We start from the raw sequence: 24,008 nt of genomic DNA on the forward strand, positions 1-24,008 counted from the left end.
GTTTGCCCCGGTTGGGATTGACGTGACGAAGAGCAGATGGCCCCGCAAGGGGCCATCTGCTCGTTGGGCGATGCCGCTGTGCAGTCAGAACGGCGAGTCGGGATCGAAGTCGGGTGGGGTGCGATCGGGCACGAGTTGATCGCGCCAGGCGCGTTGGATCTCGGGGCCGTAGGCGAGCCAGAGCTGCTCGCGCATCAGCTCGAGGCACTCGAAGACGGCCAGGGCCTGCCTGGGCGACCAGTGCGACGGCAGCGCGAAGGCGGCAGTCGCTCGGGAGGGGCGCTTGCGCCGCGGCGTTCTCATCGAGGCGGCCATGGCCTGGCGGGCGTCACGCACGCGGCTTGCGCGTGGACGCTGGCTTCGAGCGCGTCGCGGCGGTGCGGGCGGCCATGCGTTGCGTGGCGCGTTCCTCGGCTTCTTTCTGGCGGTACGACTCGCCCTCGATGCGAACGACCTCGGCGCGGTGCATCAGCCGGTCGACCAGGGAGACCACGCAGGCGGCGTTGGGGAAGACCTCGCCCCAGTCAGCGAATCGTCTGTTCGTTGTCACGATCGTGCTCTTGTGCAGGTAGCGTCGGCTGACCAGCTCGAAGAGCATGTCGGCATGACGATTGGAGTACGAGAGGTAGCCGACCTCATCGACCAGGAGCAGGTCCGGTGCGGCGTAGTGTTGCAGCCGCCGGCGCAGGGCCGAATCGCTGTCCAGCGAGGCGAGCTCGCTGAGCATCTGACCGGCGGTGGTGAACAGCGCCGTATGCCCCTGGAGCACCGCCTGGTGCGCGATGTTGGCCGCCACCATCGTCTTGCCCACCCCGTTGGGGCCGAACAGCACGACGCTGCTGGCGTCGGCGAGGAACTGCAGGCTCATCAACTCTTCGATGGCGGTGCGGTCGCACTCCTTGGGCCAACTCCAGTCGAAGTCGGCCAGAGGCTTGAAGCGGCCGATGTGCGCCTCGCGCAGACGCCGCTCGAGGCTGCGGTGAGCTCGCTCGGCGCTCTCCCAGCCCAGCCACTGGCGCACGCGGTGTTCGCTCTCGGGCTGACCCATCAACTCGTCCCAGTGGGCCAGCAGGCCGTGCAGGCGCAGCTCGGCGGCCTGCGCCCGCAACTCGGCGTGAGAGGCCCCTGGGTGGACAGGAGGGATTGGCTCATTCATCGTTGGCGTCCTTGGGTGGGTCGTAGCGGCGGTCGTAGGAAGCGAGCGAATGCGTGGCCATCGGCGCGTCGCGTCGCGCCACGTGCTCGGGCAGCGCGAGAGCCAGCGTTGGAGGCCGCCCGGTGCGCTCGCGCGCGCGCTCCAGCGCCAGGCGCACGGCGTTGGGATGGGGCACCTTGCGCTCGATGGCCTCCAGGATGGCCGCCTGCAGCGACGGCGCGCCGTACTGGTCCAGCAGTCGCAGTAGCGCGGCGGTGATTGACCCCAAGTTGTGACCGCGCTCGGCGGCCATTTGCAGCAGCTCGGTGCTGGCGGGGGCGACCTGGGCCAGCACGTCGCAGCCGCGGTGCGAGCGCGCATTGCGTTTGTGCTGCACCAGGGCCTGCAAATGGGTTGGGTCCTCGATCGTCTGATGACGCTCGAAGCTGCGGGGATGGTTGGCCAGTTCGGTGACGCCGTCGAAGATGCGCACGCGCTGTTCATCGGCCAGCACCGACAGGGTGCGCCGCACGTGGGTATGCGGCACCGTGTAGTCGTTCAGATCGAAGCGCACGTAAGGCGTCTTGGCCACCTCGACATCCAGGCGCTGGCCCAGGGCGTAGCCGGTGGCGGGCAGCCCGAGCAGGCGTGGCTGCTCGACAGCGAAGGCCTGGCGCACGGTTAACGAGTCATCCTGGGGCCAGGGCCGATCGAACGCCTTGCCCTCGCACCACCGGCGCGCCTGGGCGTTCAGGTCGGCCACATCGGTGAACTCGCGCCCGGCGAAGAAGGATTTGCGGATGAAATCGATTTGCCTTTCAACCCGTCCCTTCTGATTTCCTCGTGCGACCGCCACCGGACGCGGCTCGAAGCGGTAGTGTTTGGCGAAGGCCAGGAATTCGGGATTGAAGCGAATCGCATCGCCCACGCGTTCGAGCACGACGCTCTTGAGATTGTCATAGAGGACCGTTCTGACGCTCCCGCCTAGCGCATCAAACGCCTCGACGTGGCCACGCAGGAAGCTGTCCATCTGGGCATTGAGGCAGAAGCGCAGGAAGATGCGCCGCGAGTAGCTCAGCACCATCACGAAGCCCATGAGCGGGCGCCGCGCACGGCCGATCTGCAAGTGATCGAAGTGAGCCCAGTCACATTGCATTTGTTCACCCGGCAGCGTGCGCAGGCGCAGGTAGGCTTCGGCCGACGGCCGGGGACGCATCGTGCTCACCAGGTGTCGGAAGTGGCTGGCCTGCCCCGCATAGCCGCGCTCGCACACCATGTCATGCAACCGGCTGGCCGTCAGCGTCGGGTACTTCTCCAGCGTCTCTCGGATGAAGGCCCGGTAAGGATCGATGAGGCTCGGGCGCAGCGGCACGCCTGGCGGTGCCACGTCGTGTTCACGCAGCACACGGCGCACCGTGTCGCGGTGCACGTGCAATTGGCGCGCGATGGTCCCCACGCGCCAGCGCTCGACCGTGAACAGACGCTCGATGCGTGCGGCCAGATCAAGAGGGATGGTCATGACCGCCGCGCTGTCGAAGGCCGTTCGTGCGCAGGGAGCCCAGGCGCACATGGGGCCGCAGCTCGTGACCGCAACGCCGGCATCCGAGTGCAGCGAAGGGGACCGCGCCGGCGCTCACCCGCGCAGCGTCGTGGGCCGATGGCGATTCGGTGAGGACGGTGAACTCGCACGCGCTGGGTGGTTCGCTGGGTGGGTCGCATGCAAGCAGTGAAGCATCGGCCCCCGCGTGCGGGCAACCCTGGTGCGTCACTTCTTTATCGATGGCGTCGCCCGCGCCGGCCTGACGCAGCGAACGTTGCCGTTCCCGCCAGCACGCGGAGCGCGCGGCATGCTTGAGGCGACCGCTGCGACTGCTCTGGTAGCGCTCGGCAGTCTCGCGTCGCCGCTCACGCCGACTCAGGCTCGAGCACGCCCGACTGCAATACTGCTGACCGCGGTCGCAGTGTGAACACAACAGCACCTGGTCGCGGCAACGCGCGCACAGGAACAGGCGGGCCGCACGGTCCATGTCCATCCTCGGCGATCAGCCAAAGGTGCTGGACGGACTCGTCCCAGGGTGCAACACTGCTGCAGCACCACCTTCATCGGCACGGTGTAGGGCGCGGCGCGGTCTCCAGGCTGCCAGGCATTAGTGACCGCTGCCGCACCCGCCTACTTCGGCATCGTCGACGTTGTACCTCGCAGTACCCGCGTGTGTCACGGGCGGCGCGTGCAGCCGCCGCCCCACGGGCTGGCAACGGCGCCCGGGATCAAGACCTGCTCAAGAGAATCGCCTTCGCCTGCATGGCCGCCCTCGGGCGGCCATGCAGGCGAATACCTCATGCGCGCTCGTTCGGCGTCAACGAGCCGAAGCTCGGAACATGGCCAGACTCAAAAACGCCACCTCACCGTCGAATACAAGCGGATCTCGACCAGCGTTCACACCCGCACGAGCGCGCACAGCTGCTGGCCGTGGCCAACGAGCCGCGGTTTGCCGCCGTGCCGCCGGCGCGCATCGTGCCCATGCTGGCTGACGAGGGCATCTACCTGGCCAGTGAGTCCAGCTTCAGCCGCGTGCTGCGCGCTCGGGGGCAGACTGCTCACCGAGGCCGGGCCAAGGCACCCAAGGTCGTGCGCCCGCCCACCACGCACGTCGCCGCAGCACCTCGGCAGGTGTGGTGTTGGGACATGACCTACCTGCCGGCGCAGGTGCTCGGGCGCTGGTCCCACCTCTATCTGATCCTGGACTTGTACAGCCGCAAGATCGTGGGTTGGGAAGTGCATGACACGGACGACTCCGACCATGCTGCGCATCTGGTGCGCCGCACGGCGCTCGCCGAGAGCATCGCCACGCTCGACGCCAAGCCGGTGCTGCATGGCGACAACGGCTCCACGCTGAAGGCAACGACGGTGTTGGCGATGCTCAACTGGCTGGGCGTGAAGCCGTCGTACTCGCGGCCCCGCGTGAGCGACGACAACGCCTACGCAGAGTCGCTGTTCCGCACGGCCAAGTACCGCCCGGAGTTCCCCACCAAGGGCTTCGCCGATCTCGGGCACGTGCGCTCCTGGGCGGGCGCCTTCGTGCGTTGGTACAACCATGACCATCGACACAGCGGCATTCGCTACGTCAGTCCCGCTCAGCGCCACACCGGTGAAGACTGCGCAGTCCTGGCTGCTCGCCACGAGTTGTACACCCGTGCCCGGGCGCTCAACCCGGCGCGCTGGTCTGGACCTACTCGCAACTGGGCGCCCATCGGCGCGGTGACCCTCAACCCCGAACGTGACTGCGTCGTTCAGACACATTCGCGGGCATCAGACATACAGCCGCTGGCTGCATGAAAGAGGCGACAACTACCTTGACGCGCGCCGGAACCCTCATGCCGATGTTGGGCGGGCGAGGATAGCGAGGGTTCGTCCCGGTGCCGCCCTCAGGACGGCAGCTTGTCCAGATGGTGCTTCACCGCGTAGACATACAGCTCCAGCCGATTGCTCACCCCCAGCTTCTGGTAGATCGAAGTCAGGTGGTTGCGCAGGGTGTGCTCGGTGATGAAGAGCCGTTCGGCCAGCGCCTTGTTCGATGCGCCGTTGCCGTCTACCACGGTGTGGATGATCTTGCGTTCCTTGCAGGTCAGGGCCGCCTGCTTCTCCGCCTCGGGGTCGACCTTGTGCGTGCGCTTCGCGTCGACGAACTCCGCGAAGACGCGGCCCATCGTTTCGTTGTCCACGCACAGTTCGCCCTTGTGCATTCTTTCGATCGCCTGGAGCACCTGGTCCGCGGCTGCGTCCTTGCGCAACACACCCCGGGCGCCGCCGAGGACCGCCAGGTCGAGGGTTTTTTGCTGGCGCTCGCCGGTCAGGATCATTACGCGGGAGACCGAGTTGGACAGCAGGCCCGGAAGAATGTCCAGCGCGCATTTGCCGCCCAGATCGAGATCCAACAGGATGACGTCGGGAATCACCTGGTCGACCTGCTCGAGCGCTTCTTCGCAGTTTCTCGCCGTCCCGACCACCTGCATTCGCGGCTTCTCGCCATCGATCAGTCTGGACAATCCCCACAGCATCGTCTGGTGATCATCGACAAGCATGACACCGATGGGCTTTTCAACTGGCTGCATGTTCCACCTCCTAGATGGGTATCTCGACGTGCACGGAAGTGCCGCCGCTCGTTCCCCGCACCACTTGCGCGTTGCCGCCGAGCGCGGTCGCGCGTTCCGTGATCGACCTCGGCTGGAATGCGACCGCCTGTGTTCCGTCGCATTCGTTCTCGATCTGGATCCTGAGCAAGCCGTCCACGCATTCCAGCCTGACGGCGCCGTGATGCGCGAAGGTGTGCTTGCAGATGTTGCTCAAGCCCTCGCGCACGATCTGCAATATCTCCGCGGTCAGGCGATCGCTCACGTTGAGCTCGCCCTGCACGCAGACGGCGATGTCGATGCCGTAGAAATCCCTGGCCTGCGCCGCCTGCTGGCGCAAGACCATGAGGAAGACTTGTTCCGTCTTGCCCACGCCGTTCTTGACCGTGCCGGCGTAGCGGCGCAAGTCGCCGATGACCTTGGCGGCCATGTCCGCCAGCTTGTCGAGATCGTCGATCAGCGGGTTGTCGGCGGCCGCCTTGTTGCGCAGAGCACTGAGGCCCATCTTCAGTCCGATGTAGGGCTGGATGGCCGTGTCGTGAAGATCCAGCGCGATCTTCTGGCGCTCCTGCGAAGCGGCGTCCGAGGCCATCCGGTCCAGCAGTTCGATGTTCTCGATCACGGGGAAGGCCTGGGCTGCGATATGGCTCAGGAAGAGCGCGTCGGCCTTTCTGAACCCGGCCTGGCGGGAGAACACATAGATGCGGCCTTCGCTCTTTCGGAGCGACACCGGCGCGCTGATGAACGCACCGGCGTCCAGCAGCTCGGCCAGGCTGCTGCAGGCTGCTTCCTCGTGCCTGTTCCATCTTCCCTTGGCGCTGTCGTATGCCGCGGCACCGGTGAACGAGAACAGGGCCGGCCAGATCGGGCGGTTGTAGGCCACGATGCGATCCTGCGGGAGCGCCACGAGAGGCGCCGCCGCGTCCACGCTGATCCGTTCGGCATTGATCGAACGCTTCGCGTCGCCCTCCCTGACGGTGCGCAGGAAGTAGGCGCCCGACTCCTTGTCCCGAACGATCAGCAGGCAGCAGCTTCCCTGGAAGAACAGCTGCGTCTTCTCCAGGATGCTGGTGACGGTGTGATCGACGCCGAAGCGCGGGTTCGATACGCGGCTGACGTCGCGCAGCAGCGCGAGCCGCCGTTTCAGCTCGACCTTCGAGCCGCCCCAATGGATGCTCATATAGCCGAATGCAAGCAGGAAGGTGGCACGCAGCAGCAGGCGGGGGAGGTCCTGCTCGGTCGTCGATCCCAGGCCGCAGGCGGCGAACAAGGCCACCGAAGCGAGGGTGACGCGCGCGCCCTCGTTGAAGCCCCATCGGAAGGACGAGGTGAGGATGGCGAAGAAGAAGAACAGGAAGAAGAAGCTGTGGATGCCGTCCGTGAAAAGAACGATCAGCCCATACCAGAAGACATCCAGCCAGTGAATCAGCTTGCTCTGCGAGAACGGGGCATCGAGCTGCGTATAGAGATAAACGGCCAAACTGTGCAGGATGTAGCCGAAGAACAGCAGCCAGGTGAAGCCCCCGATGCCCCTCAAGCCCGCAGGATCGACAAAAATCGCGAGCAGGGCGGAGACGGACAGCACGAGCCGCATCCTGGCCACCATCCGCGCATCGGCGGCGTCGGCGGCAAGGCTCGCATCGAACTCGTTTTTCCTGTCCAGCCTATGCACCAGCATCGGGCGTCTCCTCCTCCCACGATGAGAAATCGTGGGCTTTCTGCAACCAGTTCCTGCGCGTTGGAACGCGTATGTGAAGAAGTCACATATTACTACTTAGGTAAACAGAAGTAATACTTTTGAAAGGATTTGTCAGTCGTTCTGCGCAAGAAGTCACGCGCCACCGGGGAGGCGCACCGGGCGCCGAGCCTTCCTATACTGGCCGGCCCCAGCCTGGAGACACGCCATGCCCGCCCAGATACCCCGCACCACCCTGCAACTCCGCTCCCTGATCAGGCGCAGCGGCGAGCTCGAACTCTCGCTGGCCGAAGAGCCGGTTCCCGAGCCCCAACCCGACGAAGTCATCGTGCGCGTCGAGGCCGCGCCCATGAACCCTTCGGACCTCGGCCTCCTGTTCGGCGCCGCCGACATGGCCACGGCCAAGGCCTCGGGCACGCCGTCGCGGCCGGTGGTGACGGCCAGCGTCCCCGAGGCCGCGATGAAGAGCATGGCCGCGCGCCTGGACGCGTCTATGCCCGTGGGCAACGAAGGCGCGGGGGTGGTCGCGGCGGCGGGCTCCTCACCCGCGGCGCAGGCGCTTCTGGGCAAGACGGTCGCGCTGATCGGCGGCGCAATGTACGCGCAGTACCGCTGCATCCCCGTCGCCCAGTGCATGCTGCTGCCCGAGGGCACGACGCCGGCCGAGGGCGCATCGTCCTTCGTCAACCCGCTCACCGCGCTCGGCATGGTCGAGACCATGCGGCGCGAGGGCCACAAGGCGCTGGTGCACACGGCCGCGGCCTCCAACCTCGGCCAGATGCTCAACCGCATCTGCATCCAGGACGGCATCGGCCTGGTGAACATCGTGCGCAAGAAGGAGCAGGAAGAGATCCTGCGCGCGATCGGCGCCAGGTACGTGTGCAATGCGAGTGCGCCCACCTTCATGCAGGATCTGACCGACGCCCTGGTCGCCACCGGCGCCACGCTGGCCTTCGATGCCATCGGCGGCGGCGAGCTGGCCGGGCAGATCCTGAGCTGCATGGAAGCGGCCTTGAACAAGAGCGCCACCGAATACAGCCGCTACGGCTCCACCACCCACAAGCAGGTCTACATCTACGGCGGCCTCGACCGCGGCCCCACCGAGTTCGTGCGAAATTTCGGCATGGCCTGGGGCATGGGCGGCTGGCTGCTCTTTCCCTTCCTGCAGAAGATCGGCCCGGAGGGCGCGAAGAAGCTCAAGGAGCGCGTGGCGGCCGAATTGAAGACCACTTTTGCGAGCCGCTATACCAAGGAGGTGTCGATGTCCGAGGCGCTGCGGCCGGAGGAGATCGCGGTCTATGCCAAGCATGCGACCGGGGAGAAGTATTTGCTCAATCCGAGCAAGGCCTGAGCGCCGAACACCAGACGGGGATAGCGCATCTACGGCTAGGAGCGGAAGCTCGGCAGGCTTTAACTCTTCTCAGCCACCCTCTCACGCAAGCCTTCGAAGTAACTGGCATCGGCCGGCACCGTCGGCGCGGATGCTGCGCCGCTAGTCAACAGCCCCCGCAGACGCAAGCGTTCCTCCTCCTTGCGGATAAGCTCGCATACGTAGTCGCTGCTGCTGCCGTACCCATGCCAGTTGACCTGCTCGTCGACGAATGCCTTTAGGGCGTCGGACAGGGAAATATTCATCGTTCTCATCACGACAAGCTAAGCCGTACGGCATGACTTGGCAAGTCAGAACCTCTGCGAAGGACCGCGGCCTACCCCAGCGCCAGCCGCGTCCCCGAAGCGCCCGCCGCCTTGCGGATCCCGTCCGGCCCGTAGAAGGGCTGCTTGCTCGCCTGCAGATAGTCGAGCGCGTTCTGGGTGAAGTCCAGATGGCCGTAGACCATCGATCCGATGTGGCGGTTGTCGGCCTTGGCGCGGTCCGCAAGTTCCAGCAGCGCCGTCCAGGCCTCTTGCGATGCTTCGCCGGCGGCGGCTGCCGCTTCATCGGCACCGGCACGGCCGGGTTCGAAGCCCAGCGCCACCTGGGCCGATTCGCGCGCCTGGTCGAGCGCGGCCAGGCGGTCGAGCAGGGCGGCCTTCTGTTCGGTGAGCGGGCCGAGGTCGGCGAAGAGATTGTTCTTCATGGCCTGCGCCTCCAGGTCCAGAACCGCAAGGAATTCTTCGACGCAGGACTTCTCGGCCAGCAAATGAGGCAGCAGGATCACGTTCACAGGTCTTTCTTGGCGCCGAGCAGGTCGCGCACGCTGGCCAGGAGGCCCTTGGCGATCCGCTCGGGATGGATTTCGTAGCGGCCGGCGCGGATGTCCTCGCGGATCGAGGCGACGCGCGCGGCATCGAAGTCGGTGCTGGGCGAGCTGGGCAGCGAATGAACCTGGCCCGTGGAAACCTGCACCGATTCCTTGGCGCCTTCGGCGGCATCGGCGCCGGTCGCCGGCAGGGCCTTGCCGCCCTTGGCGGTGCGGGAGAGCGGTGTGGCCGACGGGGCGGATTGATCGATTTTCAAGATGGTTCCTCAGGGGCTGACCCGTTTATCGGCAGTTTAGGGCGGAACTTTAGGGTCACCTATTGCGAGAGTCGGATCTGGCCGCCTTCGCCCGCCACGCCGCTGACCAGGCGGCCGTCGCGCGTCTTGGCCTGCACGGTCGCGCCGATCTCGGCGCGGGTGATGGCCCGGGCCTCGGTGCTGACGGTGAAGCCCGGCCCAACGGCCACCACCTGCACCGTCTGGCCCTGCTGGATCACGACCACGCCGCGCACCAGTTCGCGCCGCACGGGCGCGCCGGCGGCGATGCGGTTGACGGCCACCACGCCCCTGAGTTCGGCGGCATCGGTCATGACCGAGCGCGGCAGCGCGCTGAGATCGCCCGTGCGTTCGGCCAGGTCGCCGGCGCCCAGGGCCTGGCCGGCCTCGATGGCGCGCGCGGCCACGAAGTAGCGGCCCTCGATGGCGACGCGCGCCTGCACGAAACGCGTCCAGGGCTTGTCGCCGGCGCAGCGCAGGCCCACCGATACCCGGCCCGAGGGCGCGGCGCCCCTGGGCAGGAAAGCCTGGAGCGATTCGCAGGGAGGCAGCGCGCCCGAAGCCGGCATGCTCACGTCGATGCGCACCTTGCCCGGGAGGCCGGCGGTCTGCGCTTGCAGAAACTGTTCGATGACGGCGAGCGCATCCCCTGGCGCAGCCGCGGCCGGCGCTGCGGCCAGCGCCGCGAGCAGCAGCAGGAGGAGACGGCGAAAGGAGCGGGTTGTTTCCATCATCGGTCCAGCGATTCTAGGAATGCGTGGCTCAGCCTGAAGGTGCGAAGTGCACCCCAAATGCCCCTTTGTTCGGCCCATTGCAAACACGACCCGTGCATAGACTCGCTTTCCATCAGTCGCCATGCCCGCCTGGGACGCGACACCTCCAACTGATGGAACAACATGATCGACAAGCTGGATGCGGCGCTTCGCTTCAACCGCGAAGCACTCAATCTCCGGGCGCAGCGCCAGGAGGTGCTGGCGGCCAACATCGCCCATGCCGACACGCCCAACTACAAGGCGCGTGACTTCGATTTCGCGAGCCGGCTCTCGCAGGCCGTGGAGCAGGGCCGCGCCGCGCAGTCGGTGACGCTTTCCACCACCTCCGCGCGCCACCTGCAGGCCGAAGCATCGGCAATGCCCGATGCCGACCTGCTCTATCGCGTGCCAAGCCAATCCAGCATCGACGGCAACACCGTCGAGATGGATGCCGAGCGCATCAACTTCGCCGACAACGCGCTGCGCTACGAGGCCAACCTCACGGTGCTCAGCGCCAGGATCAAGTCGCTGCTGTCGGCAGTGCAGTAGGAACCACCATGCCCTTGCCCAGCGCTTCCATGAACATCTTCAATGTGGCGGGCTCCGCCATGGCCGCGCAGTCGCAGCGCATGAATGTGACCGCGAGCAACCTGGCCAATGCCGAGAGCGTGGCCGGTCCGGACGGCCAGCCCTACCGCGCCAAGCAGGTCGTCTTCGAGGTCGCGGCCTCGGGGCAGCAGGACATCGGCGGCGTCAAGGTCGCGGGCGTGGTGGAAGACCAGTCGCCCATGAAGATGGTCTACGACCCGAAGAACCCGCATGCCAATCCCGCGGGCTACGTGACCATGTCCAACGTCAACGTGGTCGAAGAGATGACCAACATGATTTCCGCCTCGCGCAGCTACCAGGCCAACGTCGAGGTGCTCAACACCGCCAAGACGCTGATGGTCAAGACGCTGACGATCGGCCAGTAAATCCCAACCACAAGAAGCGAACCCATGGCCATCGACGACTCCCTCGCCATCACCGGCACGAACACCACCAGCTCGGCGCAGAGCAACAACAGTGTGAGCGGCGCCGACAGCGAGCAGCGCTTTCTCAAGCTGCTGGTGACGCAGCTCAACAACCAGGATCCGCTCAACCCGATGCAGAACGCCGAGCTCACCTCGCAGCTCGCGCAGATGAGCACCGTGAGCGGCATCGAGAAGCTCAACGGCACGCTCTCCGGCCTGGTGAACCAGACCGGCGCCAACCAGGTGCTGCAGGCGGCATCGCTGATCGGCTACAACGTGCTGTCGCCCGGCAACGAGATCGCCACCAAGGCGCCGGAAGCGGGCAAGGACCCGGCGGTCGTGCCCTTCGCGGTGCAGCTGCCGGGCTCGGCCGGCGACGTCGAGGTGAAGATCGTCGACGCCGCGGGCAAGACGGTGCGCACCCTCAACCTCGGCTCGTTGCCCGAAGGCGTCAACGCCGTCACCTGGGACGGCAAGGCCGACGACGGCACCGTCGCACCGGCCGGCAGCTACACCTTCACGGTGGCCGCCGACAACAACGGCACCACGGTCGAGGCGACCGCGCTCACCTTCTCGCAGGTGGCCGCCGTCAAGCAGGGCACGAGCGGCGTCACGCTCGAGCTGGCTTCGGGGCGCAGCATCGGCCTGTCCGACGTTCGCATGTTCCTCTGAGTCCTTCGCATGCCTTTCCCCTCGGCGGCCGCCGCCCGGCTGCAAGCCGTTTTTTCATCGCCTCGAAACAAGGATCGATCATGAGTTTTTCCCAGGGCATCAGCGGCCTGTCTGTCGCCGCCGCCAACCTCGACGTCATCGGCAACAACATTGCCAACTCGGGCACCGTGGGCTTCAAGTCGGCCGCCGCGACCTTCCAGGACGTGTATGCCGGATCGCGCATCGGCCTCGGCGCCTCGGTGGCCGGCGTGACGCAGAACTTCACGCAGGGCGTGACCCAGACCAGCAGCCGCCCGCTGGACGTGGCCATCCTCAACGGCGACGGCTTCTTCCGCCTCTCGAGCCCGAGCGGCGAGATCATGTACTCGCGCAATGGCCAGTTCACCAAGGACCAGGACGGCTACATCGTCAACGCCGCCGGCCTGCGGCTGACCGGCTTCGGCGTCTCGGCCACCGGCGGCATCGAAGGCGGCACGCCCTCGGCGATCCGCATCCCGACCACCGCCATGGACCCGAAGGCCACCAGCGGCGTGCAGGCTGAGTTCAACCTCGACTCGCGCAGCGTGACGCCCACCAAGACGCCCTTCAACGTGGCCGACTCGGACACCTACAACTACTCCAACGCGCTCGGGCCGGTCTACGACTCGCTGGGCAATCCGCACGAGCTGGGCGTCTTCTTCGTGAAGACCGGCGCCAATGCCTGGAGCGTCTACGGCGCGGCCGACGGTGCCGTGCTCAACGCCGGCGCGCCGATCTCCACCATGACCTTCGACGCCAACGGCAAGCTGCTGACGCCCGCCGGCGGCACCATCACCCTGCCGGCGATGACCTTCCCCAACGGTTCGGCGGCGATGAACGTCACGGTCGACCTCTCGGGCACTACGCAGTTCGGCAATGCCAACGCCATCAACAAGCTCAACCAGGACGGCTACACCTCGGGCTCGCTGACCGCCTACTCGATCAACCCCGACGGCACCATCACCGGCAAGTTCTCCAACGAGCAGACCCAGCTGCTGGGCCAGGTGGTGCTGTCGAGCTTCGCCAACCCCAACGGCCTGGAGCCCAAGGGCAACAACGTCTGGGCCGAGACCCAGGCCTCGGGCCAGGCGCTCACCGGCACGCCGGGCGCGGGCACCAAGCAGGGCTCGCTCGCCTCGGGCGCGCTGGAGGCCTCCAACGTCGACCTCACTTCCGAGCTCGTCAACCTGATCGTGGCCCAGCGCAGCTACCAGGCCAACGCGCAGACGGTGAAGACGCAGGATCAGGTCGTGCAGACGCTGATCAACATCCGCTGAGATCCCGATGGACCGCATGCTGTATGTCGCCATGAGCGGCGCCAAGCAGGCCATGGAGCAGCAGGCCTCGGTCGCCAACAACATGGCGAACGTCTCGACGCCGGGCTTTCGCGCGCAGGTCAACAGCTTTCGCGCGGTGCCGGTGGTCGGCGAAGAAGCGCAGACGCGCGCCTTCGTCGCCGCCATCACGCCGGGCGCCGACTTCAGCCACGGTCCGCTGACCGAGACCGGCCGCGCCCTCGACGTCGCGGTGCACGGCGATGGCTGGCTCGTGGTGCAGACGCCCGATGGCGGCGAGGCCTACACGCGTGTGGGCAACCTGCAGGTCGGCGCCGACGGCCAACTGCTGACCATGGGCGCGCGCCCGGTGGTCGGCGAGGGCGGCGCGCTGGTGGTGCCGCCGGGCTCCACGGTGCAGATCGCGCCCAACGGCGCCGTCACGGCCCGCGGCGCCGGCGATGCGCTGGTCGGCGTGGCCGAAGTGGGGCGCCTGAAGCTGGTCAATCCGCCGACCGCCGACCTGGTGCGCGGCGACGACGGGCTCTTTCGCATGCGCGCGGGCCTGCCGCCGGCCGAGGCCGACGCGGCCGTGACTGTCGCCAGCGGCGTGGTCGAGGGCAGCAACGTCAACGCGGTCGAAGCCATGGTTTCGATGATTGCCCAGGCCCGCAGCTTCGAGATGCAGATGAAGTCGATGCAGACCGCGGACACCAACGCGCAGTCGGCCAACAAGTTGCTGGCGTACGGCTAGCCCACCAACCCCTGAAGGAATTTCTCCCATGATGCGCTCGCTCTACATCGCCAAGACCGGCCTCGACGCCCAGCAAACCCAGCTCGACGTGGTGTCGAACAACCTCGCCAACGTCGGCACCACCGGCTTCAAGCGCAGCCGCGCCGTGTTCGAGGACCTGATGTACCAGAACCTGCGCCAGGTCGGCGGCCAGACCTCGGACCAGACGCGGCTGCCTTCGGGCCTGCAGGTCGGCACCGGCGTGCACGTGGTCGCCACCGAGCGCATCCATGCGCAGGGCAACATGACCAAGACCGACAACCCGAAGGATGTCGCGATCAACGGCGCCGGCTTCTTCCAGGTGCTGATGCCCGACGGCACCACCTCGTACACGCGCGACGGCTCCTTCCAGACCGACCGCGACGGCCAGCTCGTCACCGCCAGCGGCTTCCCGGTGCAGCCGGCCATCACCATTCCGCAGAACGCCACCAGCATGACCATCGGCCGCGACGGCATGGTCTCGGTCACGCAGGCCGGCAGCACCACCACGGTGCAGGTCGGCCAACTGCAGCTGGCCACCTTCCTGAATCCGGCCGGCTTGCAGAGCATGGGCGAGAACCTCTATGCGGAGACCGATTCCTCGGGCGCGCCCAACCAGCTGAACCCGGGCCTCGAAGGTGCCGGCATCCTGAGCCAGGGCTACGTCGAGGCATCGAACGTCAACGTGGTGGAGGAGCTCGTCAACATGATCGCGACCCAGCGCGCTTACGAAATCAACAGCAAGGCCGTGCAAACCTCCGACCAGATGCTGCAGCGCCTCGCGCAACTGTGATGCAGAGCGCGCGTCTTCATCATCTTGCCGTCTGCACGCTGGTGCTCGCCACCGGCTGCGCGCAGATCCCGCGCGAGCCGCTGGTGCACCAGCCGATGACGGCGCGCGCCAACACCTACGCGGCGCTGCCGGCGCCGCGCGCCAACGGCGCGATCTTTCGCGACGGGCCCGGCGCCAATGCGCTGTTCGAGGACCGCCGTCCGCGCAATGTCGGCGACATCCTGACCATCGTGATCAGCGAGAAGGTCAACGCGAGCAAGAACTCGGGCGCCAATGCCAGCCGCAGCGGCAGCCTGACGGCTGCCTTCCCGACCATCCCGAAGCTGCTGGGCGGTCTGCTGGACGAGCAGGACGCGAAGCTCTCCGGCAACAACATCCTCAATGCCAAGGGCGGCGCCAACGCCAACAACACCTTCAACGGCGTGATCACCGTGACCGTGGTCGACGTCATGGGGAACGGCAACCTGCTGGTTTCCGGCGAGAAGCAGATGGGCATCAATCAGGGCACCGAATACATCCGCTTCTCGGGCGTGGTGAACCCGCGCACCGTCTCCGGCAGCAACACCGTGCCCTCGACCCTGGTGGCCGATGCGCGCATCGAATACACGGCCAAGGGCTACATCGACGAGGCCCAGCACATGGGCTGGATGCAGCGCTTCTTCCTCAATGTGATGCCGTTCTGATCATGAACTTCAAATTTCTCCGGCGCTGCATCTTCTGGGCCTTGTGCGCCGTCGCGTTGTCGTCTCCGGCACAGGCCGAGCGGCTCAAGGAACTGGCCAGCATCCAGGGCGTGCGCGACAACCCGCTGATCGGCTACGGCCTGATGGTGGGCCTCGACGGCACCGGCGACCAGACCATGCAGACGCCGTTCACCACGCAGAGCCTGAACAACATGCTGCAGCAGCTCGGCATCACCATTCCGGCCGGCGTCAACATGCAGCTCAAGAACGTGGCGGCCGTGATGGTCACGGCCACGCTGCCTTCCTTCGCGCGGCCCGGCCAGAACATCGACGTGACGGTGTCCTCGATGGGCAATGCCAAGAGCCTGCGCGGCGGCACCTTGCTGATGACGCCGCTCAAGGGCGTCGACGGCGCGACCTACGCCATCGCGCAGGGCAACATGGTGGTGGGCGGCGCGGGCGCCTCGGCCAGCGGCAGCAAGGTGCAGATCAACCAGCTCGGCTCGGGCCGCATTCCCGGCGGCGCGCTGGTCGAGCGCAGCGTCGAGGCGCCGGTCGGCGGCGAAGGCATGTTCACGCTGGAGCTCAACCGCTCCGACTTCGGCACCGCGCAGCGTGCGGTCGAGGCCATCAATCGCCAGTTCGGCCCCGGCACCGCCGACGCGATGGACGCGCGCGTGATCCGCGTGCGCGCCCCCGAGCCGCAGGAGCGCGTCGGCTTCCTCGCGCGCCTCGAAGGGCTCGAAGTCACGCCGACCCAGGCGGTGGCGCGCGTGGTGATCAATGCGCGCACCGGCTCGGTGGTCATGAACCAGGCGGTGCGCGTCAACGACTGCGCGGTGGCGCACGGCAATCTCTCGGTGGTCATCAACACGGAGCCGGTGATCAGCCAGCCCGGCCCCTTCTCGGGCGGCAGCACGGTGGCCACGCAGACCTCGCAGATCTCGATCGCCCAGGGCGGCGGCGCGCTGCAGATGGTGCGCGGCGGGGCATCGCTCTCGGATGTGATCAAGGGACTCAACAGCCTGGGCGCCAATCCGCAGGACCTGGTGTCAATCCTGCAGGCCATGAAGACCGCCGGCGCCTTGCGCGCCGAGCTCGAGATCATCTGACATGGCGATCCTGGAAAACCGAAGCGGCGCGCTGGACCAGCGCTTTGCGTTGGACGTGCAGGGCGTCGATGCGCTGCGGCGCACCGTGCGTACCTCGCCCGAAGAGGGCTTGAAGCAGGTGTCGCGGCAGTTCGAAGCCCTGTTCATGAACATGGTGCTGAAGAGCATGCGCGAGGCCACGCCCTCCAGCGGCCTGCTCGAGAGCCGGAACGAGAAGGTCTACATGTCCATGCTCGACCAGCAGCTCTCGCAGAACCTCTCGGGGCGCGGCGTGGGGCTGGCCGAAGCGATGCTGGCGCAGCTGAGCCGCAGCGCGGCCTCGGGCGCGGCCGACGGCGAAGCCGGGGCCATGTCGCTCGACGGGCCGTCGGGCTTCCCGTTGAAGCCGCAGGCCGGCATTCCGCTCGGCTCCTCGCCGCCGGAGGGCGCACCGGCCACCCGGCGCTCGATGCCGGTGGACCTGAGCGTCTACCAGAACAACGGCGAGCGTCCTTCGCCGGCCGCGGTGGCTTCGCTGCAAGGCCACGTCGACAGCTTCGTGAAGAGCATGGGCGGCTCCGCCCAGGCCGCGAGCGAGGCCAGCGGCGTGCCCGCGCCCCTGATCCTGGCGCAGGCCGCGCTCGAATCGGGCTGGGGCAAGCGCGAGATCCGCGCCGACGACGGCACGCAGAGCTTCAACCTGTTCGGCATCAAGGCCGACCGTGGCTGGAAGGGCCCGGTGGTGGAAACCACCACCACCGAATACGTCGACGGCGAGCCGCAGAAAGTGCGCGCCAGGTTCAGGGCCTACGGTTCCTACGACGAAGCCTTCACCGACTACGCGAAGTTCATCACCCGCAATCCGCGCTACGCCAACGTGCTGGCCACCGACGACCCGGCCGAGGCCGCGCACGGCCTGCAGAAGGCGGGCTACGCGACCGATCCGCAGTACGGGCAGAAGCTCGTTCGGATCATGCAGAAATTCACATAGGACCCACGACCATGGCAGAGATCACCAGCCTTCATCAGCACGCGAGCGCCCCCGTTCTCGCCAACGCCAAACGCCTCGAGGTGGTCACCTTCACGCTGGGCGAGGAGGAATACGGCATCGACATCCAGAAGGTGCAGGAGCTGCGCGGCTACGACGCGGTGACGCGCATTGCGAACGCGCCGGAGTACATCAAGGGGGTGGTGAACCTGCGCGGGATCATCGTTCCGATCATCGACATGCGCATCAAGTTCAAGCTGGGCACGCCGAGCTACGACCAGTTCACGGTGGTGATCGTGCTGAACATCAGCGGGCGCGTGGTGGGGATGGTGGTGGACAGCGTGTCGGACGTGACCACGCTGTCGCCAGAGCAGATCAAGCCGGCGCCGGAGATGGGCTCGGTGCTGGACACGGACTACCTGATCGGGCTGGGGACGCTGGAGGAGCGGATGCTGATCCTGGTGGACATCGACCGGCTGATGTCGAGCGAAGAGATGGGCTTGATCGAAAAAATGGCCGCTTGAGCCAAGGGCCCCCACATGAAAGCAACGAATCCGTCGAGGCGAGCGCCTTCCTTCGTTTCGCTGGCGCGCACCCTGACCATCCGGGCCGGCGTGGCCATGCTGGCACTCACGGTGCTCATCCTGGCGGTTTTCTATGCGCTGGCCTCTGCGCAGCAGCAGCGCAGCGCCGCGCAGTACGCGAATGCCAAGGCCGAGGCCATTGCCCGGTCGCTGGACATCTTCGACCAGACCATGCAGCTGAACGCGGAGAACGCCTACGGCGTGTTCCGGCGCCAGTTCGCAGCCACCTTCGTCCTCGAGGACGCCGCGCAGGGCAGGTTGACGAACCACGGCGTTGCGCTCGATGGCAGCGCCACCGCCGAAGTGGATGCCTTTGCGCGCGACTTTCCCGGCGCCAACGCCACGGTGTTCGTGGTGCAGGGCGAGGACTTCCGGCGGATCACCACCTCGGTCAAGAAGGAGAACGGCGAGCGGGCCATCGGGACCCTGCTCGACCGCAAGAGCGGCGCCTATCCGGTGCTGCGCGCCGGCAAGAAGTTCGTCGGGCGCGTCATCCTGTTCGGCCGTCCCTACATGACGGTCTATGAACCGGTGCGCGATGCTGCCGGCCAGGTCGTCGCCGTGCTCTACATCGGCCTGGACATTTCGCGGCAGCAGGCGTCCTTCGGCGAGGCGGTGAACAAGACCCGCATCTTCGAAAGCGGCGGGCTCTACGTCGTCAATCCGAGCGGCGGTGCCGCGGCGGCGACGCTGGTGTTCCACCCGACGACTGCCGGCAAGAAGCTGGCCGAAGTTCTTCCTCCGGGCGGCGACGCGGCGGACTGGCTCGCGCGCCTGGGCAGCGGCGACGGCACATGGATCGACAACGCGCCTGCCGTGCTGGGGCAGGCGATCGAAGGACGGCGCTATGCCTCCGTGGCCAAGAGCGAAGCGAACGGCTGGCTGGCGGTGGCCGAGGTTCCCGCCTCGGAGGTGATGGCCGAGCTGTACCGCCAGATGGCCTGGCTCGCCGGTGCCATTGCCCTGGCCGCCGTGCTGCTGGGCATCGCCCTGGTCGTCTTCATTCGCCGCACCGTGCGGCCGCTGAGCCTGCTGAGCGAGCATGTGCAGGCCATCGGCGGAGGCGACCTGTCGCGGCAGCTGGCATCGGATCGCCGCGACGAGATGGGCGTCATCACCCGGTCCGTCGAATCCATGCGGGACGGCCTGGCGCGCGTGGTGAGCGGCGTGCGCGAGGGCACCGATGCGATCGCGACGGCATCCAGCCAGATCTCTGCCGGCAATCAGAATCTCTCGTCTCGCACCGAAGAGCAGGCGAGCTCGCTGGAGCAGACCGCGGCCTCGATGGAAGAACTGACCTCCACCGTCAAGCAGAACGCCGACAACGCGCGCCAGGCGAATCAGCTGGCGCTCTCGGCCTCCGAAGTGGCGGTCAAGGGCGGCGACGTGGTGTCTCAGGTGGTGAACACCATGGCCTCGATCAATGCTTCGTCCAAGAAGATCGTCGACATCATCGGCGTGATCGACGGCATTGCCTTCCAGACCAACATCCTCGCTTTGAACGCGGCGGTCGAAGCCGCGCGTGCCGGCGAGCAGGGCAGAGGCTTTGCCGTGGTGGCTTCCGAAGTGCGCAACCTGGCGCAACGCTCGGCCGCCGCGGCCAAGGAAATCAAGGGCCTGATCGACGACTCGGTGGGCAAGGTCGATGCCGGTAGCCAACTGGTCGGCGAAGCCGGCAAGACCATGGAAGAGATCGTGGGCAGTGTGAAACGGGTGACGGACATCATCGGCGAGATCACGGCCGCGAGCCACGAGCAGACGCAAGGCATCGAGCAGATCAACCAGGCGATCACGCAGATGGACCAGGTGACGCAGCAGAACGCGGCGCTGGTGGAAGAGGCGGCTGCTGCGGCGCAATCGATGCAGGAGCAGGCCGGCAACCTCGTGGAAGCGGTCAGCGTGTTCAGGCTCGACACCGATGCCCGCAGGCTGCATTCATCCGATTTCGAGTCGCGCCTTCAAGACTGGCGGGAAGCTGCCGATAAGCCATAGGCAGTACCGCGCAAGCACAGACCTTGGAGACACGCCCATGCCCGACTTCCTGAACCTCCGCTCCCTGAGCATCGCCAAGAAGCTTGGCCTGCTCACCTTCAGCGCCATTGCGGGCGTGGTCGTGCTGACGGCCTTGTTCCTGGCTTCCGAGCGCAAGCTCATCATGGACGAGCGGCAGAGCAGCGTGCGCCAGGTGGTGGAAAGCGCGCACGGCCTGCTGGTGCACTACCACGCGCTGGCGGCCAACGGCACGCTGAGCGAAGAGCAGGCGAAGCAGCAGGCCATGCAGGCGATCCGCAGCCTGCGCTACAGCGGCAGCGAGTATTTCTGGATCAACGACATGCAGCCGCGCATGCTCATGCATCCGATCAACCCGGCGCTGGACAACAAGGACCTGTCGGCCAACAAGGATCCGACCGGCAAGCTGCTCTTCGTCGAGTTCGTGAGCACCGTCAAGGCCCATGAAGCCGGATTCGTTGCCTACCAGTGGGCCAAGCCGGGCAGCGACAAGCCGGTGCCCAAGGTGTCCTACGTCAAGGGCTTCAAGCCCTGGGGCTGGATCATCGGTTCGGGCGTGTACGTGGACACGGTCCACACGACCATCATGAACCGGCTGATCGGCTTTTCGATCTGCGCATTGGTCCTGGCGGCCATCCTGCTGGCGATCGGCTGGGTGATCTCGCGTGGGCTGCTGAAGCAGCTGGGCGGCGAGCCGGCGCAGACGGCCAGCATCACGCTGCGCATCGCGCAGGGCGATCTGACGGTGCCGATCGATCTCAGGAAGGACGACAGCGCGAGCCTGCTTCACTCGATCAAGGGCATGCGCGACAGCCTGGCCCGCGTGGTGGGCGAAGTGCGTGCCGGCACCGACACCATGGCCACGGTCTCGGGCCAGATCGCGGCGGGCAACCAGAATCTCTCGTCGCGCACCGAAGAGCAAGCCAGCTCGCTGGAGCAGACCGCGGCCTCGATGGAAGAACTGACCTCCACCGTCAAGCAGAACGCCGACAACGCGCGCCAGGCGAATCAGCTGGCGCTCTCGGCCTCCGAAGTGGCGGTCAAGGGCGGCGACGTGGTGTCTCAGGTGGTGAACACCATGGCCTCGATCAATGCCTCGTCCAAGAAGATCGTCGACATCATCGGCGTGATCGACGGCATTGCCTTCCAGACCAACATCCTCGCTTTGAACGCGGCGGTCGAAGCCGCGCGTGCCGGCGAGCAGGGCAGAGGCTTTGCCGTGGTGGCTTCCGAAGTGCGCAACCTCGCGCAGCGCTCGGCCGCCGCCGCCAAGGAAATCAAGGGCCTGATCGACGATTCGGTGGGCAAGGTCGATGCCGGCAGCCAACTGGTCGGCGAAGCCGGCAGGACCATGGAAGAGATCGTGGGCAGTGTGAAACGGGTGACGGACATCATCGGCGAGATCACGGCCGCGAGCCACGAGCAGACGCAAGGCATCGAGCAGATCAACCAGGCGATCACGCAGATGGATCAGGTGACGCAGCAGAACGCGGCGCTGGTCGAAGAGGCCTCGGCTGCAGCCCAATCGATGCAGGAGCAGGCCGGCAACCTCGTGGAAGCGGTGAGCGTGTTCAGGCTGGATGCCGGCACCCGGCCCGCGCTCCCCAAGTTTCAAACCTCATGAAGAGACGCAGATGAACGCAACAGACACATCGAAGCAGGCCGCGAAGCCGCTGGAATTCCTTTCCTTCACGCTGGGCGAGGAGGAATACGGCATCGACATCCAGAAGGTGCAGGAGCTGCGCGGCTACGACGCGGTGACGCGCATTGCGAACGCGCCGGAGTACATCAAGGGGGTGGTGAACCTGCGCGGGATCATCGTTCCGATCATCGACATGCGCATCAAGTTCAAGCTGGGCACGCCGAGCTACGACCAGTTCACGGTGGTGATCGTGCTGAACATCAGCGGGCGCGTGGTGGGGATGGTGGTGGACAGCGTGTCGGACGTGACCACGCTGTCGCCAGAGCAGATCAAGCCGGCGCCGGAGATGGGCTCGGTGCTGGACACGGACTACCTGATCGGGCTGGGGACGCTGGAGGAGCGGATGCTGATCCTGGTGGACATCGACCGGCTGATGTCGAGCGAAGAGATGGGCCTCATTGAAAAGATGGCGGCCTGAACCATGAACTTCCTCTCCAACGTACGCATCGGAACGCGCCTGGCCATCGGCTTCGGCATGGTCCTGGCCCTGACCCTGGCCTCGGCCGTCTTTGCCCTGATGAGCGCCAGCAGCAACGCCGAGGCCACCCGCCAGATGATGCAGAGTCCGCTCGCGAAGGAACGGCTCATCTCGGACTGGTACGTGCTGACCTACTCGGCCATCGCGCGCACGGCGATGATCGCCAGGACCACTGACGAAACGCTTCCCGTCACCTTTGCCGATGTCATCTCCGACAGCGTCAAGAAGGGCGGGGAGACCATGGCCAAGGTCGAGGCCCTGCTGGTGACCGATCTCGAGAAGTCGACCTTCAAGTCCATTGTCGAGTTGCGAGCCAAGTACCAGGCGGCCAAGGAGGCGGTGCAGAAGGCGAAGGCGGGCGGCAACGCGGCGGAGACGGAGACCGTCTTCAAGGACACCTTCCAGCCGGCCGCCAAGGCTTATGAAAGCCGCGTGCTCGAACTACTGGCGCTGGAGCGCAAGACGATCGACGACATGAGCCGCGCGATCGACGAGGCGAACGCGCAGAGCTTCAATCTCCGCATCGCGCTCACTGCGCTCACGCTGTTGCTGGGAGGGGTCTGCGCCTTCCTGATCGCCCGCAGCATCACCCGGCCCATCGACCGTGCCGTCCAGGTGGCGGAGACCGTGGCCAGCGGTGACCTCACATCGCGCATCGAAGTCGACTCGCGCGACGAGACGGGCCAGCTGATGCATGCGCTGAAGAACATGAACGAGAGCCTGGCCAAGGTGGTGGGCGAAGTGCGTTCCGGCACCGACACCATTGCCACGGCCTCGGGCCAGATCGCGGCGGGCAACCACGACCTCTCCTCGCGCACCGAAGAGCAAGCCAGCTCGCTGGAGCAGACCGCGGCGTCGATGGAAGAGCTGACCTCCACCGTCAAGCAGAACGCGGACAACGCGCGGCAGGCAAATCAACTGGCCGTCTCGGCCTCCGCGGTGGCCGTGAAGGGCGGCAGTGTCGTCAGCCAGGTGGTCGACACCATGGGCTCGATCAACGCCTCGTCCAGGAAGATCGTCGACATCATCGGCGTCATCGATGGCATTGCCTTCCAGACCAACATCCTGGCCTTGAACGCAGCGGTCGAAGCCGCGCGTGCCGGCGAGCAGGGCCGTGGCTTTGCAGTCGTGGCCTCCGAAGTGCGCAACCTCGCGCAGCGCTCGGCCGCCGCGGCCAAGGAAATCAAGACGCTGATCGGCGACTCGGTGGAGAAGGTCGAGGAGGGCAGCAAGCAAGTGGCCGAAGCGGGCCGCACGATGGACGAGATCGTCGACAGCGTGAAGCGGGTGACCGACATCATGGGCGAGATCACGGCGGCGAGCCACGAGCAGACCCAGGGCATCGAGCAGATCAACCAGGCGATCACGCAGATGGACCAGGTGACGCAGCAGAACGCGGCGCTGGTGGAAGAGGCGGCTGCTGCGGCGCAATCGCTCCAGGAGCAGGCCGGCAGCCTCTCGCAGACCGTCAGCATCTTCAAGCTGAGCCAGGAAGAAGCGGCCGTGGTGCTCGCGCAGATCCAGGCCCGCAGCCAGCCGACATTGCCGCCGAGGCGCGTGGCGCCGGCGCTGAAGGCGCCGGCCAAGCCGGCGGCCGCTCCGCGCAAGGCGGTGGCGCACCGGCGCGCGCCGCAGCTTGCCGTGGGCCACACGGCCTCGGGCGAGTGGACGGAGTTCTGAAGAAGAAGTCCCGGCCCTCAAGTTTCGGGCCGGACTGCCGATATCTCTCATAACCGGGCC

General features: G+C 66.5%; 25 protein-coding genes. 16 read left to right on the forward strand and 9 right to left on the reverse strand.

Going from position 1 to position 24,008, the window contains the following annotated elements:
• Positions 1 to 84: 84 nt before the first annotated feature.
• The 3 genes from ACSQ89_RS08115 to istA are packed head-to-tail and all read right to left on the reverse strand — an operon-like array spanning position 85 to position 2,654.
• The gene (locus ACSQ89_RS08115) at positions 85 to 336 is read right to left on the reverse strand and encodes a hypothetical protein (protein ID WP_436296157.1); all 252 of its coding nucleotides are present in this window, start codon (positions 334 to 336) and stop codon (positions 85 to 87) included.
• The gene (gene istB / locus ACSQ89_RS08120) at positions 329 to 1,156 is read right to left on the reverse strand and encodes an IS21-like element helper ATPase IstB (protein WP_436296158.1); all 828 of its coding nucleotides are present in this window, start codon (positions 1,154 to 1,156) and stop codon (positions 329 to 331) included. The genes ACSQ89_RS08115 and istB overlap by 8 nt, the downstream gene beginning before the upstream one ends.
• Complete coding sequence (gene istA / locus ACSQ89_RS08125; protein WP_436296159.1) at positions 1,149 to 2,654, reverse strand: IS21 family transposase; 1,506 nt, start codon at positions 2,652 to 2,654, stop codon at positions 1,149 to 1,151. Before istA ends, istB begins: the two co-directional genes overlap by 8 nt.
• A 783-nt stretch (positions 2,655 to 3,437) precedes the next feature.
• Here istA and ACSQ89_RS08130 point away from each other — a divergent pair.
• Complete coding sequence (locus tag ACSQ89_RS08130) at positions 3,438 to 4,472, forward strand: IS3 family transposase (protein ID WP_436296160.1); 1,035 nt, start codon at positions 3,438 to 3,440, stop codon at positions 4,470 to 4,472.
• A gap of 89 nt (positions 4,473 to 4,561) precedes the next feature.
• Here the strand turns inward: ACSQ89_RS08130 and ACSQ89_RS08135 are convergent, their stop codons facing one another.
• Together ACSQ89_RS08135 and ACSQ89_RS08140 are read right to left on the reverse strand one after the other, a co-directional pair.
• Entirely contained in the window at positions 4,562 to 5,248 is a 687-nt protein-coding gene (locus ACSQ89_RS08135) for a response regulator (RefSeq protein WP_436296161.1), read from the reverse strand.
• Between the two features lie 10 nt (positions 5,249 to 5,258).
• Positions 5,259 to 6,944 carry a sensor histidine kinase gene (locus tag ACSQ89_RS08140; protein ID WP_436295937.1) on the reverse strand — a complete coding sequence of 562 codons (1,686 nt, stop codon included), beginning with the start codon at positions 6,942 to 6,944 and terminating at the stop codon, positions 5,259 to 5,261.
• Positions 6,945 to 7,170: 226 nt separating this feature from the next.
• On the opposite strand from ACSQ89_RS08140, the gene ACSQ89_RS08145 reads away from it, so the two are divergent.
• Positions 7,171 to 8,313: a zinc-binding dehydrogenase gene (locus tag ACSQ89_RS08145; RefSeq protein ID WP_436295938.1), complete on the forward strand. Its 1,143-nt coding sequence runs from the start codon at positions 7,171 to 7,173 to the stop codon at positions 8,311 to 8,313.
• 59 nt (positions 8,314 to 8,372) lie between these two features.
• Here the strand turns inward: ACSQ89_RS08145 and ACSQ89_RS08150 are convergent, their stop codons facing one another.
• From ACSQ89_RS08150 to flgA, 4 genes are all read right to left on the reverse strand, one after another.
• On the reverse strand, positions 8,373 to 8,606 hold the full coding sequence (locus ACSQ89_RS08150) for a ribbon-helix-helix domain-containing protein (protein ID WP_436295939.1): 234 nt from the start codon (positions 8,604 to 8,606) through the stop codon (positions 8,373 to 8,375).
• 62 nt (positions 8,607 to 8,668) lie between these two features.
• Complete coding sequence (locus tag ACSQ89_RS08155) at positions 8,669 to 9,127, reverse strand: flagella synthesis protein FlgN (protein ID WP_436295940.1); 459 nt, start codon at positions 9,125 to 9,127, stop codon at positions 8,669 to 8,671.
• Positions 9,124 to 9,420 (reverse strand): flagellar biosynthesis anti-sigma factor FlgM, encoded by a 297-nt coding sequence (gene flgM, locus ACSQ89_RS08160; protein ID WP_436295941.1) that lies wholly within the window; start codon positions 9,418 to 9,420, stop codon positions 9,124 to 9,126. Before flgM ends, ACSQ89_RS08155 begins: the two co-directional genes overlap by 4 nt.
• A gap of 59 nt (positions 9,421 to 9,479) precedes the next feature.
• A complete protein-coding gene (flgA, locus tag ACSQ89_RS08165; protein ID WP_436296162.1) occupies positions 9,480 to 10,169 on the reverse strand; it encodes a flagellar basal body P-ring formation chaperone FlgA in 690 nt (229 codons plus the stop codon).
• Positions 10,170 to 10,334: 165 nt separating this feature from the next.
• Here flgA and flgB point away from each other — a divergent pair, with 165 nt between their 5' ends.
• From flgB to ACSQ89_RS08235, 14 genes are all read left to right on the forward strand, one after another.
• Positions 10,335 to 10,739, forward strand: a complete 405-nt coding sequence (gene flgB, locus ACSQ89_RS08170) for a flagellar basal body rod protein FlgB (RefSeq protein WP_093106211.1) — start codon at positions 10,335 to 10,337, stop codon at positions 10,737 to 10,739.
• A 29-nt stretch (positions 10,740 to 10,768) separates the two neighbouring features.
• Positions 10,769 to 11,164, forward strand: a complete 396-nt coding sequence (gene flgC / locus ACSQ89_RS08175; protein WP_436295949.1) for a flagellar basal body rod protein FlgC — start codon at positions 10,769 to 10,771, stop codon at positions 11,162 to 11,164.
• A gap of 24 nt (positions 11,165 to 11,188) precedes the next feature.
• Positions 11,189 to 11,875: a flagellar hook assembly protein FlgD gene (locus ACSQ89_RS08180; protein WP_436295943.1), complete on the forward strand. Its 687-nt coding sequence runs from the start codon at positions 11,189 to 11,191 to the stop codon at positions 11,873 to 11,875.
• Between the two features lie 80 nt (positions 11,876 to 11,955).
• The gene (gene flgE, locus ACSQ89_RS08185; RefSeq protein ID WP_436295944.1) at positions 11,956 to 13,170 is read left to right on the forward strand and encodes a flagellar hook protein FlgE; all 1,215 of its coding nucleotides are present in this window, start codon (positions 11,956 to 11,958) and stop codon (positions 13,168 to 13,170) included.
• Between the two features lie 7 nt (positions 13,171 to 13,177).
• The gene (locus ACSQ89_RS08190) at positions 13,178 to 13,921 is read left to right on the forward strand and encodes a flagellar basal body rod protein FlgF (protein WP_436295945.1); all 744 of its coding nucleotides are present in this window, start codon (positions 13,178 to 13,180) and stop codon (positions 13,919 to 13,921) included.
• A gap of 28 nt (positions 13,922 to 13,949) precedes the next feature.
• Positions 13,950 to 14,732, forward strand: a complete 783-nt coding sequence (gene flgG / locus ACSQ89_RS08195; protein WP_436295946.1) for a flagellar basal-body rod protein FlgG — start codon at positions 13,950 to 13,952, stop codon at positions 14,730 to 14,732.
• The gene (locus ACSQ89_RS08200) at positions 14,732 to 15,415 is read left to right on the forward strand and encodes a flagellar basal body L-ring protein FlgH (protein WP_436295947.1); all 684 of its coding nucleotides are present in this window, start codon (positions 14,732 to 14,734) and stop codon (positions 15,413 to 15,415) included. Before flgG ends, ACSQ89_RS08200 begins: the two co-directional genes overlap by 1 nt.
• Positions 15,416 to 15,417: 2 nt before the next feature.
• On the forward strand, positions 15,418 to 16,527 hold the full coding sequence (locus ACSQ89_RS08205; RefSeq protein ID WP_436295948.1) for a flagellar basal body P-ring protein FlgI: 1,110 nt from the start codon (positions 15,418 to 15,420) through the stop codon (positions 16,525 to 16,527).
• 1 nt (position 16,528) lies between these two features.
• A complete protein-coding gene (flgJ, locus tag ACSQ89_RS08210) occupies positions 16,529 to 17,497 on the forward strand; it encodes a flagellar assembly peptidoglycan hydrolase FlgJ (protein WP_093106190.1) in 969 nt (322 codons plus the stop codon).
• Between the two features lie 11 nt (positions 17,498 to 17,508).
• Positions 17,509 to 18,018 (forward strand): chemotaxis protein CheW, encoded by a 510-nt coding sequence (locus ACSQ89_RS08215; RefSeq protein WP_436296163.1) that lies wholly within the window; start codon positions 17,509 to 17,511, stop codon positions 18,016 to 18,018.
• Between the two features lie 15 nt (positions 18,019 to 18,033).
• Complete coding sequence (locus ACSQ89_RS08220; protein WP_436296164.1) at positions 18,034 to 20,070, forward strand: methyl-accepting chemotaxis protein; 2,037 nt, start codon at positions 18,034 to 18,036, stop codon at positions 20,068 to 20,070.
• 37 nt (positions 20,071 to 20,107) lie between these two features.
• Positions 20,108 to 21,712: a methyl-accepting chemotaxis protein gene (locus ACSQ89_RS08225; protein ID WP_436296165.1), complete on the forward strand. Its 1,605-nt coding sequence runs from the start codon at positions 20,108 to 20,110 to the stop codon at positions 21,710 to 21,712.
• Positions 21,713 to 21,722: 10 nt separating this feature from the next.
• Positions 21,723 to 22,208 (forward strand): chemotaxis protein CheW, encoded by a 486-nt coding sequence (locus ACSQ89_RS08230; protein ID WP_436296166.1) that lies wholly within the window; start codon positions 21,723 to 21,725, stop codon positions 22,206 to 22,208.
• 3 nt (positions 22,209 to 22,211) lie between these two features.
• A complete protein-coding gene (locus ACSQ89_RS08235; protein ID WP_436295793.1) occupies positions 22,212 to 23,948 on the forward strand; it encodes a methyl-accepting chemotaxis protein in 1,737 nt (578 codons plus the stop codon).
• Positions 23,949 to 24,008 lie beyond the last annotated feature (60 nt).

Source organism: Variovorax sp. LjRoot175, from assembly GCF_964253805.1.
GTDB lineage: Bacteria > Pseudomonadota > Gammaproteobacteria > Burkholderiales > Burkholderiaceae_C > Variovorax.